Source organism: Chryseobacterium gambrini (genome assembly GCF_900156825.1).
Classification (GTDB): domain Bacteria; phylum Bacteroidota; class Bacteroidia; order Flavobacteriales; family Weeksellaceae; genus Chryseobacterium; species Chryseobacterium gambrini.
This window is the reverse complement of record NZ_FTOV01000024.1, coordinates 1-16665: the sequence shown is the minus strand read 5'-3', so window position 1 is coordinate 16665 and position 16665 is coordinate 1. Positions and strand designations below refer to the sequence as shown.

General features: G+C 37.1%; 14 protein-coding genes. 4 read left to right on the top strand and 10 right to left on the bottom strand.

What is annotated here, in order from left to right; all coding sequences use genetic code 11:
• Positions 1-22: 22 nt before the first annotated feature.
• On the top strand, positions 23-850 hold the full coding sequence (gene ygiD / locus BW951_RS21645; RefSeq protein WP_076396691.1) for a 4,5-DOPA-extradiol-dioxygenase: 828 nt from the start codon (positions 23-25) through the stop codon (positions 848-850).
• Positions 851-905: 55 nt separating this feature from the next.
• Here ygiD and BW951_RS21640 read toward each other — a convergent pair whose 3' ends face one another.
• The 5 genes from BW951_RS21640 to hutH form a co-directional block, all read right to left on the bottom strand.
• Positions 906-1172: a hypothetical protein gene (locus BW951_RS21640; protein WP_076396689.1), complete on the bottom strand. Its 267-nt coding sequence runs from the start codon at positions 1170-1172 to the stop codon at positions 906-908.
• Positions 1173-1429: 257 nt separating this feature from the next.
• Positions 1430-2926: a S8 family peptidase gene (locus BW951_RS21635; RefSeq protein WP_076396687.1), complete on the bottom strand. Its 1497-nt coding sequence runs from the start codon at positions 2924-2926 to the stop codon at positions 1430-1432.
• A gap of 105 nt (positions 2927-3031) precedes the next feature.
• Positions 3032-3478: a GNAT family N-acetyltransferase gene (locus tag BW951_RS21630; protein ID WP_076396685.1), complete on the bottom strand. Its 447-nt coding sequence runs from the start codon at positions 3476-3478 to the stop codon at positions 3032-3034.
• A 166-nt stretch (positions 3479-3644) separates the two neighbouring features.
• Positions 3645-4100 (bottom strand): DUF2059 domain-containing protein, encoded by a 456-nt coding sequence (locus tag BW951_RS21625; protein ID WP_076396683.1) that lies wholly within the window; start codon positions 4098-4100, stop codon positions 3645-3647.
• 6 nt (positions 4101-4106) lie between these two features.
• Entirely contained in the window at positions 4107-5594 is a 1488-nt protein-coding gene (gene hutH / locus BW951_RS21620; protein ID WP_076396681.1) for a histidine ammonia-lyase, read from the bottom strand.
• 132 nt (positions 5595-5726) lie between these two features.
• On the opposite strand from hutH, the gene BW951_RS21615 reads away from it, so the two are divergent.
• Positions 5727-6488: a hypothetical protein gene (locus BW951_RS21615; RefSeq protein ID WP_076396679.1), complete on the top strand. Its 762-nt coding sequence runs from the start codon at positions 5727-5729 to the stop codon at positions 6486-6488.
• A gap of 129 nt (positions 6489-6617) precedes the next feature.
• Positions 6618-8408, top strand: coding sequence for an excinuclease ABC subunit UvrC (gene uvrC / locus BW951_RS21610; protein WP_076396677.1), 1791 nt, complete (start codon positions 6618-6620; stop codon positions 8406-8408).
• Between the two features lie 189 nt (positions 8409-8597).
• On the opposite strand, the gene BW951_RS21605 is transcribed toward uvrC, so the two are convergent.
• From BW951_RS21605 to BW951_RS21595, 3 genes are read right to left on the bottom strand one after another with little or no spacing between them, the layout of a single operon-like run.
• Positions 8598-9353 carry a hypothetical protein gene (locus BW951_RS21605; protein ID WP_076396675.1) on the bottom strand — a complete coding sequence of 252 codons (756 nt, stop codon included), beginning with the start codon at positions 9351-9353 and terminating at the stop codon, positions 8598-8600.
• Positions 9354-9365: 12 nt separating this feature from the next.
• Positions 9366-10448 (bottom strand): putative type IX sorting system protein PorV2, encoded by a 1083-nt coding sequence (locus BW951_RS21600; RefSeq protein WP_076396673.1) that lies wholly within the window; start codon positions 10446-10448, stop codon positions 9366-9368.
• A gap of 12 nt (positions 10449-10460) precedes the next feature.
• Positions 10461-11339 (bottom strand): DMT family transporter, encoded by an 879-nt coding sequence (locus BW951_RS21595; RefSeq protein ID WP_076396671.1) that lies wholly within the window; start codon positions 11337-11339, stop codon positions 10461-10463.
• A gap of 415 nt (positions 11340-11754) precedes the next feature.
• On the opposite strand from BW951_RS21595, the gene BW951_RS21590 reads away from it, so the two are divergent.
• Positions 11755-13383, top strand: a complete 1629-nt coding sequence (locus tag BW951_RS21590; protein WP_076396669.1) for an acyl-CoA carboxylase subunit beta — start codon at positions 11755-11757, stop codon at positions 13381-13383.
• A 227-nt stretch (positions 13384-13610) separates the two neighbouring features.
• Here the strand turns inward: BW951_RS21590 and BW951_RS21585 are convergent, their stop codons facing one another.
• The gene (locus tag BW951_RS21585) at positions 13611-15050 is read right to left on the bottom strand and encodes an AAA family ATPase (protein WP_076396667.1); all 1440 of its coding nucleotides are present in this window, start codon (positions 15048-15050) and stop codon (positions 13611-13613) included.
• Between the two features lie 41 nt (positions 15051-15091).
• A complete protein-coding gene (locus BW951_RS21580) occupies positions 15092-16213 on the bottom strand; it encodes a vWA domain-containing protein (RefSeq protein WP_076396665.1) in 1122 nt (373 codons plus the stop codon).
• Between the last annotated feature and the right edge of the window lie 452 nt (positions 16214-16665).

The window sequence follows — 16665 nt, the reverse complement described above, 5'->3', positions numbered from 1 at the left end:
TTCTGTTTTTGAGAATAAAAAAATGAACCTTAACGATTTACAAAACATCAGCGAAAATTTTAAAAATACTCAGAAAATGCCTGTTCTTTTTCTGGGACATGGTTCGCCAATGAATGCTATTGAAGAAAACCAGTTTGTACAGGGTTTCCGAAAAGCTGCGGCTGAAATTCCGAAACCGAATGCCATTCTCTGTATTTCGGCACACTGGTTTACGCAGGGAACGAAAGTAACGGCAATGGATATGCCGAGAACAATTCATGATTTTGGAGGTTTTCCGCAGGCTTTGTTTGATGTACAGTATCCTGCTCCGGGAAATCCTGAGTTGGCAAAAGAGACGGCAGAATTGCTGGCTCCGGTTATCGTAGAGGAAGATCACAACTGGGGACTGGATCACGGAGCATGGTCTGTGATTAAACATATGTATCCGAATGCAGATATTCCTGTTATTCAAATGAGTATTGATTATACAAAACCTCCGCAGTATCATTTTGATTTAGCTAAGAAACTCAATAAGCTCCGCGAAAAAGGAATTTTAATTATCGGAAGCGGAAACATTGTTCATAATTTGAGACTGATCGACTGGAGAAATATCAATACTGTCGGAGCCGGATGGGACTGGGCGATTGAAGCCAGAGAAAAAACCAACAACTGGCTTTTGGACGGAAATTTCCGGAACATCATCGATTACCAGAAACAGGGAACTTCGCTGCAATATGCGGTTCCCACTCCCGATCATTATCTCCCTTTACTCTATACTTTAGGACTGAAAGAGAAATCTGAAAACCTGAGTTTATTTAATGATGAATTAATTGCAGGATCTCTGAGTATGACGAGCGTGAGAATAGGATAAAAAAAAACGGAAGAAATTTTCTTCCGTTTCTTTTTTATTAAGTGCAATGCTATCATTAGATTCTTTGGATACCAACAATATGAGGTTGTCCGTCAATCGGAGCATAGATTTCTACAACGGCATTCCAAACTACCTCAGAAGGCGGCATGGAAGCAAGGCACTGGTAACGGTAGTTTGTTCCGTTTACCACTTGTGTAGATACAGATTGCGGTTGATATTTTACTCCAACAAATCCATTCATTGCTTCGTCGAATACTTTTTGATCTTCCGGTGTTAAAGGATGATACGCTGTCCAGCCTCCTACTAATTCTTTTGTTTCCATGTTTTAATTTTATTTTGTGTTCCTACTCTTCTGGCTTTTCGGATTTCGCCCCGTTTGAATGGTTTCTGGTCTCCATGATTATTAAGTTTTGTTTGTGATCACCTTTCAAAGATACCACACTTCCTCTAGAGCGGTTAGCGTAGATTTACTAATTTTTCACTTTACGTAGAAATACTTAATATGATGATTCAGGAGAAATAAAAAGGGAATATCGTTAATTAACAATATTCCCTTTCCTCTATTTTTAGTTTGAATTTTTACTGCACCGCCTGTAAAACATTAATATTTCCATATCCGTAATCTGAGTTCGGAGTCGGATAATAGGTTGCAGACTGTCTCATTTTATTAATAACCTGATCTCTCGTCCATGAAGGATTTTTAGCCCAGACCAACGCCGCAATTCCTGCTGTGGAAGCTGTTGCTACAGAAGAACCACCTACATAATCCGTTTGTCCGTTATAGTAACTTAAGACCGGAATGTTGCTTGCTGAACCTCTTTCCATCTGATAAGTAAAATCTATTTCGCTTCCTGAGTGGCAGACATCACATTTCTGATTGGACGTATTTTCTTTTACTCCGGTTATCGCTTGTGTTTCAGGCATCCATGCAGGAAAAATTACACCTACGAAATTGGTGAAGCTGGTGGAAGTTCCGCCTGCGCAGAAAATTAATTTTCCTTTTGAATACGCGTATTTTACGCCATCTTCAATTTTCCCGACAGAAAAGATATGTCCCATCGACATTGAAATAATTTTTACACTATTATTATTTCCCAGTTCTGTAAAGGCAATTTTCACTCCGTTTTGCTCGTGATATCCGTCCAAAACTACATTAGAAGCTGCTCTGTACGTTACCAGATTGGCATTGTAAGCCACACCAACCGGCTGTCCCTGATTATTTCTCGGAGCGGCGGCGGCAGAAGCCATGCTTGTTCCGTGACCACATTTATCCGCGGAACCGTCATATCCTGTACTCCACGGCCAGACTGAATCTACATACACTCCGTTTTTACTGATGGTTCTTCCTGTAGAAAGTCCGTTATTAAAGCTGCTTCCTAATAAAGATTGCTCCGGAGAAACACCGCTGTCTATAACTCCTATAGTCACTCCAGCTCCTGTGCTGTAGCTCCATGCATTAATGATATTGTGTTTCGTAAATGACCACGGTGCTTTTGCGTTAGGAGAAACGGTTGTATAATCCGCAGCATTCAAAGCGGTAGATTCAAATCCGCATCCTGAAGAACTACTGCTGGATTTTGAAGTTGCCCCAAATTGTTTTTCGTTTTCGAAATAACGGTAATCTGCAGGTTCCAGATAACGGATATTTTTCATTTTTCTAAGGGCAATCACCGTTTCCTGCTTTTCGATGGCAACGTCGATCTGATTCAGATATTGGTCTGAAGACAGTAAAATTCTGTCGGTCTTTCCTTCATATTTTTTAATCAGGTCTAAAATTTCGTTTTCAATGGCTTTGTTGTCTGCATCCAGACTTCTGTCGAAAGAAGAGCCAAATCCGATGGAAGCAATTTTATTTCCCTGAAAAATCCCGCTCCACAGAAAATGATCGGAAGATTCATTCCATGAAAATCTGCCTTTCGTTTTGATGGTTTCGTTGATTTTTTCATTGATCTGTTTTGCCGTTAAAGGATCTTTCTGGGTAATTTCTGTATTGGCAACATTGTTCTGAAGATCGTCTCTGTTACATGCCGTGAAAACAAAGAATAACAATAAAAGGTAAAAAACATTTTTTCTCATATAAATACTATTTGATTGGTAAAACCAAGATATTAATTTACAATGAATTACCGAACAACAGAATTTAAAAATTTATTATGCTTAAAATAATACTATAAAATTAAGTTATAAAACTTTTTCATAACAGACACTTTTATCAATTCCGATGTACTGTCCGTAATTTGGAATTCTTGTGTAACCGCTTTTTTCATAAACGGAAAGTGCTTCATTCTGCTCCAATGAGCTTTCCAACACTGCTTTTGTATAATTCAATTCTTTTGCCCAAAATTCAAGTTCTTTAACGATGGCTGTTGCCAAACCTCTCTTTCTGAAATCAGGATTGGTGTACATTCTTTTAATTTCAACTGTTTCTTCATCAAATTTTTTAAATGCCCCACAAGCCGCAGGAATTTCATCCACATAAATAACAATACAGTTTTTGATCGCATCAATTTTGTTAAACTGATCGTAAAAAGAATGATCTTCCCCATTGCGAATGGCTAAATCCGCATCTAAAAGCTGTACTAAATTTTGAAAATCTTTATTGGAAGAATCTGTTCTTTTAATTGTCATGGAAATGGTTTTAGGCTAAATTAAAGATTTTGTTTTTATCTTTTAATACTTTTTCAAAGTTTATATTTTTTAACACAAATAACACTCATATTTTCACAATTCAATACAAATATTTTTTTTAAATCTTAAAAAATAAAAAAGACTTCCATTTGCGGAAGCCTTTGTGTTATTTACTTTTTGGTGGTGGTGGAGATTGATACCCTTTTTGTTCGTTAATTTTATCAATCAGCTTTTTGGCTAAATTCTGTCCCCACTCTCTGCCGACTTCCATACTTTCATTCATGATTAAAGGCATGTTAGAAATTGTCTTTTGCCCGATAGGAGTTTTATAAAATTTTATCAGTTCATCAAGATCCGATTCTGTATAATATTTTGAATAAATAGGAATATAGAGTTTAGAAAATTCTTCTGTGGAAACTTCTTTTAAAAATCCATTCCAAAATTCATCAGGAATATCTTTATAATTTTCTTTATATGTATTTACAAATTGCTGAGCTCCCTGTACCGCCATTTTACTCACCCCGGTAACTTCAATTAATTCTTTGATCTTTGCTTCTTTTGAAGTTTGGGCAAAACCTGTAACTCCTATCAAAAGAACAAATGCTACTATAATTTTTTTCATCTTGTTTTAATTAACTATAAATTTCCTTTCATTTATCAATTCTGCTATTGCAAGCATATCATGACCAATCAGTCTGTCATCTTCAAGCTTAGCTACTTTTGAACGTAGGATTTCAAAATTTTCTTCAATAATTTTTGAACATTTTGCCGGTCTTCGGAATTCCAGACCTTGTGCCGCAAACATGAGTTCAACCGCTAAAATATTGACTAAATTTCCAAGAACCTGATTGAATTTCCTGCCGGAAATACTTCCCATCGAAACATGATCTTCCTGTCCAAGACTCGTTGGAATAGAATCCGCAGAAGCCGGAAAACACAATGTTTTATTTTCCGTAACCAACGCTGCAGAAGTATATTGAGGAATCATAAATCCTGAATTTAAACCCGAACTTTCCGTCAGTAATCTTGGTAAGCCATATTTTCCTTCCAGTAACAAGTAACTTCTTCGGTCTGAAATATTTCCCAGTTCGGCAGCAGCCAAAGTTGCATAATCCAAAGGTAAAGCCATTAACTGTCCGTGGAAATTTCCTCCGGAAATAGATTCTTCCGCGCTTAAAACAATTGGATTATCTGTTACGGAATTCAGTTCCGTTTCTGCCATCATTTTCAGATGTTCGAAGGCGTTTCTGCTTGCTCCGTGAACCTGCGGGACACATCTCATGGAATACGGATCCTGAACTCTGTCGCAATATTCGTGTGCTTTAAGGTTTTCAGAACTTTTTAAAAATTTAAGCATTCTTGCCGCAACTTTTTTACTTCCCTCAAAAGGACGGATCTCATGCAGTTCTTTTTTAAACGGACTTGCAGAACCTCTGTAAGCTTCAATACTCATTGCAGCCGTCATATCCGCAAGATCAAGCAAATATTCAAATTTTTCTAATCCTTTAATCGCGTGAGCAAGAATAAACTGCGTTCCGTTGATTAATCCCAATCCTTCTTTCGGTCCTAAAACCAAAGGTTCGAGATTGTTTTTCTCTAAAATTTCGGCTGTTTCAAAAATTTCATTTCCAACCCAAACTTTTCCAAGCCCCAAAAGCGGTAAAACGAGATGAGCCAGAGGAGCCAAATCTCCGGAAGCTCCTACAGAACCCTGCTCCGGAACTACCGGAATAATATCTTTTTCCAGCATCAGGATCAATCTTTCGATCACTTCCAGAGAGACTCCGGAAAAACCTTTTGACAGTGCATGAACTTTTGCAATCATCATGATTTTTGAAAGTTCTTTATCAATCGGCTTTCCTACACCTACTGCGTGAGAAATAATCAGATTATATTGTAACTGTGCGGTTTCTTCTTCAGATATTTTTACATCGCACAAAGGGCCGAAACCTGTATTGATTCCGTAAACCGTTCTGTCTGATTCTACAATTTCACGTACGTTCTTTTGTGATTTTAAAATCTGTTCTTTGGCAGCCTTGTTTAGCTTAGCTTTATCAGGAGTTTTACAGATCTCCAGAACATCATGGAAACTGAAAACATCTACACCGTATATCATTCTCTAAATTTTGTCTTAAAATTACACATTTGGCAACGATTGGAAAAACTAAATTTCAACAGTCTGTATTTTTCTGAGAATAAGTGAATTAATTTGCTATTTTTACCGCCGAAATATAAAAATTAATATCCCATGAAACTTAAAACTTTAGTGTTTACGCTGTTTCTTGTAAGCACAGCTTCTTTCGGACAGAAAGTAAAATACTCCAAAGAAGAAATTAAAAAAATGGAACAGTACCTTTTTAATGAAGGTTTTAATGCTCCCTCTGTAAAAAAGACATCTACCGTAATATTAAAGGACGGAACGACTCATAAAGGTTTCTGCAGCAAAACAGATACGAAAAAAGGTCAGATTTTCGAGGTTACCCTGAAAGACAGCATTTCTAAAAAGCCATCGGTATTTGTAGCCGATAACATCAGCGAAATGTATCTGTATCCGAATGAGGCTGAAAAAGTCGGGAAAGTTTTTAAATACATGGGCAACATCAGAAACTATCAGACCAAGAAATTAAAAAACTCAACCACCAAAGACCGTATTCACTTTGTAAACCAGACCGTTTCCCTGAAAAATAAGAAAGACGACAAAGAATTCTTAATGCAGGTCATTAATCCGGAATTTGATGATATCATTTCTGTTTATCATGATCCCAGAGCAAAAGAAACCGGCGGATTTTCGGTGATGGGTTCTCCACAATTGGGTGGCGGTGTTACAAAATCCTACTATGTAAAAAAAGGTGACAAAGTAATGTGGCTTCATAAAGATGATTTCGAAGACAATTATGATTTTCTTTTTGGCGACAATCCTGAGTTTATGAAAAAATATCCTAAGAATTCTGTGGAATGGGATTATTTCAGCTTTTTAGTGTATCAGTACACAGAAATGACCCAAAGCTAAATTTTTAAGTACAAAAGAATAAATCGTTTATAAAGAAACTGTTTAATTACAATCAATTTTAACAAACATTATAAAGCTGTAGTATTTCTGCGGCTTTTTTTGTGCTTCTAAATTCCGTAATTTTGTTATATGAATCCTTCTTTAGAATTACAACTCAAAACTTTACCTTCCGAGCCCGGTGTTTATCGTTATTATGACAAAAATGATCAGCTTTTGTATGTAGGAAAGGCTAAAAATCTGAAAAAAAGGGTTCTCTCCTATTTCAACAAAAATCTTTCGGGGTACCGCATCAAAATCATGGTGGGAAAAATCCAGCGGCTGGAAACAACGATCGTTAACAGTGAATATGATGCACTTTTACTGGAAAATAATTTAATTAAGGAACATCAGCCGTTTTATAATGTCATGCTGAAGGATGACAAAACGTATCCGTGGATCTGTATTAAAAACGAAGATTTTCCGAGAATTTTTCTTACCAGAACCAAGATTAAAGACGGTTCCGAATATTACGGACCTTACGCAAAAGTACGTCCTGCAAAGATTCTTCTTGATACGATAAAGCATATTTACAAATTAAGAACCTGCAATCTCAATTTAGCTCCGAGTAAAATTGATGAAGGAAAATACAAAGTATGTCTGGAATATCACATCAAAAACTGTGAAGGTCCTTGCGAAGGCTTGGAAAGCAAGGAAGATTATGATGAAAAAATAGATGCCATCCGTGGAATCATCAAAGGAGATTTCCGTAAAGCAAAAGAATATCTGGTGAACCAGATGATGAAATATGCTACGAATCTTCAGTTTGAAAATGCTCAAATCATCAAGGAAAGAATTGATGCGCTTGAAGATTATCAGACTAAAAATACAGTGGTGAATCCGAGTATTGATGATGTGGATGTTTTTGGAATGACAAGTGACGAAACGGCTGCTTACGTTAATTTCTTTAAAATAAGGAATGGAAATATTATCCAGAGTTATACCACCGAGATCAAAAAAATCCTTGAAGAAAGCGACGAAGACATTATGGAGCAGGCTTTGGTGGAAATCCGTCAGAAATTCGATTCCCATTCAAAAGAAGTGCTTCTGCCTTTTCACCTGTCTATTGAAATTCCGAATGTAAAACTGATCGTTCCGAAAGTAGGTGATAAAAAGCGAATTGTTGAGCTTTCTGAAAAGAATGCGAAAGAATACCGTTTGGAAAAATTAAAACAGGTTCAGATCGTCGATCCGGAAAGACATACGAACAGAATTATGTCTGAAATGCAGAAATTGCTGAGAATGCCGGTTGAACCACGACACATTGAAGGTTTTGACAATTCCAATATTCAGGGAACAAATCCTGTTTCTGCCTGTGTTGTTTTCAGAGACGGAAAACCAAGCAAAGCCGATTACAGAATTTTTCATCCGAAAACCGTAGAAGGTCCCAATGATTTCGCTACAATGGAGGAAGTGATCTACCGCCGTTACAAAAGAATGCTGGATGAAGGCGAAGATCTGCCTCAGTTGATTTTAATTGACGGTGGAAAAGGTCAGTTATCTTCTGCGGTAAAAAGTCTGAGACTGTTAGGATTATACGGAAAAATTACCATTGTAGGCATTGCGAAACGTCTGGAAGAGATTTTCTTTCCGGAAGATCCTATTCCGTTATATTTGGATAAAAAGTCTGAAACCCTGAAAATTTTACAGCGTGTGAGAGATGAAGCGCACCGATTTGGCGTTAAACATCACAGAACCAGAAGAAAAAATTCTACGATAAAATCTGAACTGGAAGAAATTCCGGGAGTTGGGGAAAAAACAATTGAATTATTGCTTTCAAAATTAAAATCAGTCAAGAGAATCAAGGAATCTAATCTTGAGACATTGGAGGAGATTTTAGGGAAAAGCAAAGCGAAAATCATTTACGATTTTTTTAACGAATAATGATAAACGTGAAAAAAATAGCAAATAATAAATTATTTTATGAAAATAATTTTTATAATATTTGTTAATTTAAATATTTTTTATAAATTAGATGAAGTTAAAGACTTCTTAACTCAAAAACTTCTTCATATTTAAATTTACAAAAAAAGTCCTCGTAACGAGGACTTTTTGATTTATGCTGTAATGCCGTTATTTTTTATAAAATATTTCTTTGCCGTACTCACCGCCGGACAAAGGCATTTCTATAATAATATTTCCATTTTCGTAGTATCCTAATGTAGATTCTCCGTTTTGTAGTTTAACTCTGAAAACATCGCTTTTTGTTGTGGCTTTAAAAGTTGCAAACGGCGAAGAGCTGTTAGAATTCACCAGAATAAACTGAGAATTGTCGATCTGAATTTTTTGAAGATCCATTTTTCCGTTGCTGAATTTCAACGCGGTATTGTCTACAGATGAAGAAGAACTGTTGGTAACAACCTGCGTAGAGTTTGCTGTTACGGTTTCCTGAACTTTTACCTGTGAAGCTGGCTGTGCTGTAGGATTAGCCGGAGAAATAGATACAAAAGTCTGTTTCAGTGCATCCTGATAACCTTCTTTGTATTCCTTAATATTAGAAGCTCCTTTAATGGATGAAACTACTTTATCATTACAGTCTTTAAACTGAACCAGTACCTTGTTTCGTAAAAAACCACTGTCGTTGATGATATCTGCCATCAAAACATTGCACGGATTACTTTGCGCTTCAGCCGGCCATTGTAACTTATCCGAAGGAATTACTGTATAATTTTTGCTTCTTAAAGTTTTGGTTAATAAATTATTCAACCCGAAATCTTCTTTAAAAGTTTCCAGTTTCGAAGGAAGAGAAATATATTTATAATCCGAAACCTTCTGTCCGAAAGCAAACATCGAACTGGCTGTTAATATGATAAGTGATATTTTTTTCATTTAATTTAAAATTTAGTCGTTTCTGAATTGCCCGATATCCAGTTTCAGAGAAAAGAAATTGGAATAGAAATTAGACCCTCCGATTCCGGAGTTTGTAATTGCATAATCCAGCGTAAGACCTCGGTATCTGATCCCGATTCCCGCACTCGGCTGGAAAGAAACTTTTCTTCGAAGATCTTCAATATCTGTAATCGACTGGAATCTGTTCACCCCCAATCTCACGAAAATCATTTTCTGATAGCCTAATTCTGCTCCGGCATACGGTGTTAAACTCGCAAAATCGGTAGAAACCAATGCGGCAGTTTTTGCAAAATCTACATTAATTCCTGCTTCCGGCAATACATAAACACTGCTGTTGATTTCAAACATTTTGCTTACACCTGCATTTAATTTCGGCATTGTAAGCTCCATTTTATCTTTTGGCGCAGGGTTGAATTCTTCTCCGTTAACCACGGTGGAAAGTTCTTTCTGGTTGACGCTCCAGAAGTTGACTGTAGTGGTTGCATCTCTCAGCATACCTCCCAGTTTCCAGCCGTTGTCCATTTTATAAATAGCCCCTACATCGAAACCGAAACCGTATCCGTTGGCAAATTTCCCTACATTTCTGTAAACGATTTTAGCGTTAATCCCCACATCAAGCTTCTGATTTCCTCCCGGGTTGAATGCATACGAAAGAATTGCTGCGTAATCGGACTGGGAGAATTTGGTGATTTTGTCATAATCAATATTTCCTTCAGTATCGATTAACTGTGTGGTATTTAAGATATTATCTACTCCCAATCTTACAACAGAAACTCCGAAAACTCCGGTTTCCAGCACTTTTGCATAGGCTAGATAATCGTATTTTGCGATAGATTCGAAATATTCGGCGTGCATTGCTGCGCCCTGCCAGTCTTTTTCCACGCCCATTAATCCAGCGGGGTTCCACATTGGGGAATAGACATCATCCTGATTGGAGATCACCGCACCTCCCATGGCAAGACCTCTTGCTCCGGCTCCGATGTTCAGAAATTCGTTGGAATATTTTCTGATGATCTGGGATTGCGATATCCCGAAAACCAGAGAGAATGCAAGTAAAAAATATTTTTTCATCATATCAATTGATGCTTAATTTAAAGTTTTTTGTTTTTTAGCTTTTATCAATCCGTTAGCAATGATTGCCAGTATCATAACTCCTGAAGCGATGTAAAAAATCGGGCTCATGTGTTCTGATTCCCCAAAGATAAAAAAAGCTAGTATAATTCCGTAAACCGGTTCTAAATTAACTGTTAAAATTAATGTAAAAGGCGAAATATATTTCATGAGATTCACCGATTCCAGCATCGGGAAAGCTGTGAAAACACTTGCCAGTAAACCTATTAACGCGATATCGCGGTAACTTATTTCATTTATCGAAAAAATTTGTCCTGAGAAGAGATAAAATATCAATAAAATAAACCATCCTGAAAATATTTCATAAAAAATAATATTTCCTGAGCTTGTTTTTCCAAACATCTTTCCGTTAAAAACCGAAAAAATGGTTCCGAAAATGGCACACAGTACTCCGTAAAATATTCCTTCTTTGTACTGAAATTCTGTTTTGAAGATCAACAAAATACAGGCGACAATCACCACTCCCATGACGACTTCCGAAACATCGATCTTTCTTTTAAAAATCAAAGGTTCCAGAATGGATGCAAATAAGGTGGATAAAGACAGACAGCTTAAGGCGATGGAAACATTCGATATTTTAATGGAGTAAAAAAAGCAGTACCAGTGAAGCGCCATCGAAAAGCCGATTGCAGCCAGCTGGAAAAATACTTTCTTCGAAACTTTAATGCTGTCTTTTTTGAAAACACGGATGTACACAAAAAGACAGATCGCCGCAAACAGCATTCTGTAAAAAACCAGAATTTCCGCATTCGCATGAATCAGTTTTCCCAAAATTGCTGTAAATCCCCACAAAAACACTATCAAATGCAATCTGAAAAGAGCCAATTTATGCATATCCTACCTTCTTTTACTATTTCTGCAAAAATACAAATAGGTTTTACATTTCGTGTAATAATTTTTCAGTAAAGCTTCTGATTTTCTGATAAAATTTAAAATGCGAATTGTTTGAAGGAAATCAGGAATTAAGACTCCTATTTAACATAAAATAAAAAAACCCTGAAAATTTATTCAACTTTCAGGGCCTTCAAATAATAAACTATTAAAAAAATAAACTAGGAACTTAGAGGAAGGATGAGATTTCACTCTCCCTTTCTCTAATGTAAATTTAGCAAATTACGAACCATAAAAAATATATTTTTTGTTAAATATTTCATAAAATTCTGAAAACCAATTTATTAAACATTTGTTTATATCCATTTTCATTCCATGTAAAAAATAGTATCTTTAAACGGAAAAAATTGAAATTTTTATGGACATTGAATTCAACAAAAGAGAAGATCAGAACAGACTAAAATTATCCGACATCAATCGCTTATTGACAGAAATTAAAAAGGGGGGTGGTGAAAAGAGGCTTCAGAAGCTTCGTGATGAGGGAAAAATGACGGCAAGAGAAAGAATAGACTATCTTCTTGATAAGGATTCTGATTCCATAGAAATTGGTGCTTTTGCAGGATATGAGATGTATGAGGAACACGGAGGCTGTCCAAGCGGAGGGGTTGTTGTGGTAATGGGGTATGTCTCTAAAAGACAATGCATCATTGTGGCAAATGATGCTTCTGTAAAGGCGGGAGCATGGTTTCCGATCACGGGTAAGAAGAATCTGAGAGCTCAGGAAATTGCCATGGAAAACAGACTTCCGATTATTTATCTGGTAGATTCCGCAGGTGTTTATTTGCCGATGCAGGACGAGATTTTCCCTGATAAGGAGATGTTCGGGAGAATTTTCAGAAATAATGCTAAAATGAGTGCTGCAGGAATTATTCAGATCTCTGCTGTGATGGGAAGCTGTGTTGCCGGTGGTGCTTATCTTCCGATTATGAGTGATGAAGCGATGATCGTGGAGGGAACGGGTTCTATTTTCCTTGCAGGAAGTTATCTGGTAAAAGCGGCAATCGGGGAAAGTATTGATAATGAAACTCTGGGAGGAGCCACTACACATTGTTCGATTTCGGGAGTTACGGATTATAAGGCTAAAGATGATAAAGATGCGCTGAACAGAATTAAGAATATCATGAAGTCTTTGGGAAGTACTGAGAAAGCGGGTTTCGACAGAATTGAAAGTGCTCAGCCGAAAGAAAAGCCTGAAAATATTTTCGGGATTATGCCTGTTTCAAGAGCGGATCAGTATGATACGTACGATATTATAAAATGTCTTGTAGACAATTCTGAGTACGAAGAATATAAGCCTGATTACGGGAAAAGCATTATCTGTGCCACGGCAAGAATCGATGGATGGTCTGTAGGAATTGTAGCAAACCAGAGAAAGCTTGTAAAAAGCGGAAAGGGTGAAATGCAGTTTGGAGGGGTGATTTATTCTGATTCTGCGGATAAGGCAACCCGATTTATTGCGAACTGTAACCAGAGAAAAATTCCTTTGGTGTTTTTACAGGATGTCACCGGTTTTATGGTAGGTTCTAAATCTGAACACGGAGGAATTATTAAGGATGGCGCAAAAATGGTAAATGCTGTTTCTAATTCTGTAGTTCCTAAATTCACGATTATTACAGGAAATTCTTACGGAGCCGGAAATTATGCGATGTGCGGAAAGGCTTATGATCCAAGGTTAATTGTTGCGTGGCCATGGGCAGATCTTGCGGTAATGGGCGGTGCACAGGCGGCAAAAGTTTTGGCACAGATTCAGGAGTCTACTCTGAAAAAGCAAGGAAAAGAAATTTCTGAGGAAGAACATAAAGAAATTCTGGATTCTATTTCGGCAAAATATAAGAAACAGACGGAAGCAACGTATGCAGCAGCGAGGTTGTGGACCGACGCAATTATTAATCCTGTTGATACCAGAAAATGGATTTCTATGGGAATTGAAGCGGCGAATCATTCTCCGATTACTGAGAAGTTTAATCTTGGAGTTATACAGGTTTGATGATTGATGATTGATTATAAATAAAAAAGATGTGGAAATTAATTCTACATCTTTTTTTGTTTTGAATAGGTAAGTTAGTCCAATATTTTGAATTCTGACTTTCATTTTAGCCCCGATTGCAGCATTTGTTTGAGCTCATTTTATAGATTCGGCGGCGGCTTTGCCGCCGCCGAATCTATAAAATAGCGAGTGCGGAAAGCGGGAAACAGCTCCTCATAAAACAGATTCTATGAAAAGAAAACTCCCGTTCTGAATCTTTCTTTATTCAGTTTTTTATTCACAGCCAATCCCCAAAGAATAAATTCTTTTAAAAACAGAAGATCTTCGGGTTGGGTATCGGGTTGGTATTTTTCAATGATTTCATCAAGCGGAGTAATTCGATTTAGGTTTTTCGCATAGATTTCATCCGGAGATTCGTCGGTAATTTCTAAAAACCCGTCATCCTGTAAAAACCAGTCGGTGATCTGATTGAATGGTCCGTCTACATTCTTTTTCTCCAGTTTTTCTATTTTGGGGAAATACGTGGTAAACAGAGTTTTTACCGCATTATCTATTAAGAGTTGTGCCACAGATTCTGCTCCTTCTTGCTCTCCTTCATAAACCAGTTCTACCTTTCCGGTAATCGCAGGAATAACGCCAACGAAATCGCTCAATCTCACCGAAGTTTTTTCTTCGCCAGCCAACAAAGCTCTACGTTCTGCCGTACTCAACAAATTTTCGAAAGCCGTGATGCTCATACGTGCACTGACACCACTTTTTGCATCTACATATTCGCTCTCGCGGGCTTCAAAACCAATCTGTTCCAGAAGATCATGGGCTAAAGCCGGAACATACACTCCGCTTTTCTGGCGGCTGTCCAGACTGGATTCATATTTTGTAATTTCTTTCGCAATATGGATATTTTCAGGATAGTGCGTTAAAATCTGCGATCCGATACGGTCTTTCAGAGGAGTAACGATGCTTCCTCTGTTGGTATAATCTTCCGGATTGGCGGTAAAAACAAACTGAATATCCAAAGGCATTCTCACTTTAAACCCACGAATCTGAACATCGCCTTCCTGTAAAATATTAAACAGAGAAACCTGAATTCTTGCCTGTAGATCAGGTAACTCGTTAATTACAAAAATACAGCGATTGGCTCTCGGAATCATTCCAAAATGGATCACACGATCGTCTGCATAAGATAATTTAAGATTGGCAGCTTTTATCGGATCCACATCACCAATAAGATCGGCAACGGTAACATCCGGAGTGGCAAGTTTTTCAAAAAATCTTTCATCGCGGTGAAGCCATTCAATAGGCGTGCTATCGCCTTCTTTTTCAATTAATTCTTTTGCAAACCGGGAAATCGGGTTAAAAGGATCATCATTAATCTCGCTTCCGTCCACATAAGGAATCCATTCATCCAACAAGCTTGTCATCATTCTTGCCAGTCTTGTTTTAGCCTGACCTCGCAATCCTAATAAATTGATGTTATGCTTACTGAGAATGGCATGCTCCAATTGAGGAATTACTGTGTTTTCGTATCCGAAAATTCCCTCAAATACAGATTCTCTATTTCGGATTTTAGTTTTTAAATTATCCCGTAATTCTTCTTTAATATGTTTTGATGTATAACCTGATGCTTTTAACGCACCCAGCGTTTTTATTTCTGGCTTTGCAGTCATTGTATTTAAATCTAATTGATAATTTTTATTGAGTAATAATTTTAACGGATTCTTCTTTTACGATTGGATTCATAATCTTCAAAAATCATGTTTCCTAAACCATTAAGACCTGTATAAAATGCTTTTCCCTGATTGGCTTCTGTAAATTCGCTCACGAAATGCTGCAGATAAGAATCCTGTGCAATCATAAAAGTAGTAATTGGGATATGGAGCCTTCTTGCCTGAGCTGCCATATTGTAACATTTCTGAACTACATATTCATCCAGTCCGTAAGAATTCATATAATAAGTACCATCCGGTTCACGCACACAGCTTGGCTTTCCGTCGGTAATCATAAAAATTTGTTTGTTGGTATTTCTTTTTCTGCGCAAAATATCCATTGCTAACTGAAGTCCTGCAACAGTATTCGTATGATAAGGCCCAACCTGCAGGTAAGGAAGTTCCTGAATCTTTACCGGCCATGCATCATCCCCGAAAACAATAATATCCAGCGTATCTTTCGGATAACGCGTTGTGATTAATTCAGCAAGTGCCATCGCAACTTTTTTAGCCGGAGTAATGCGGTCTTCGCCGTAAAGAATCATACTGTGGCTGATGTCAATCATTAAAACAGTACTCATTTGAGACTGATGTATGCTATCTTCAACAATAAGATCATTTTCCGTAAGATGAAAATCTCCGATCCCATTATTGATTTGTGCATTCTTTAGACTCTCCGTCATTGAAATTTTTTCCACAGCATCTCCGAAATTATAATTTCTGAATTCTCCGGTTAAGTCTTCACCTGCTCCGCTTTTATTCGTTTTATGATTTCCGTTTCCGCTCTTTTCAAGATTCCCGAATATTTGTTTAAGTGCCTGTTTACGGATATTCTGTTCCATTTTCGCACTTAAGGTAACTCCATTGCCATTTCCATCTGGATTAATCTCTTCCCGAATATATCCTTTCTTCTTAAGATCTTCAATAAAGTCATCTATTGTATATTCAGGAGTGGTTAATTGGTATTCTTCATCCAACATCCGAAGCCAGTCAATTGCTTCATCAAAATCACCTGAAGTATGAGTCAGTAAATCCGTAAAAATTTCCAGCAATCGGTCAAATACAGACAGTTCAGGTTCCTGATAAATATTAAACCTAAAACCTCTTACAATATGCTCTTTCATATCATAAATTTACGATATAAAGTAAGAGGGATTAAGAGATTTAGTCTATTTTACATTTTAAGAATAAAAATAATTGAATCAAAGAAAATTCTCAAGTTATGGGAAGAAAAATTATACGCTACTTTAGATAAAACGTCTTTAATATGCGAAATATATTTTCAGGAGCTTTATCCCGCTATCCACTCTTACTCCTCGCACCCTGCTTCCCGGGTTAGTGCCCTCACTTTTCCTGTTCCCGCTGCGGGGTAACCGTTTCTATCGCGGCTAGGAATGGCAAACAATATTGATAATTGATGAATGATGAATGATTATATCCTCCGGCTTCTTTACTTTTCTCTTTTTACTTGTTTCTTTTTACTTTTTACTTTTCCCTTGTTTCTTTCCTTTGATAAGGGATAGATTAAGATGAGAGATGGAGAGTTATGCGCAAAAAAAAAGTCTCATAGAATTTA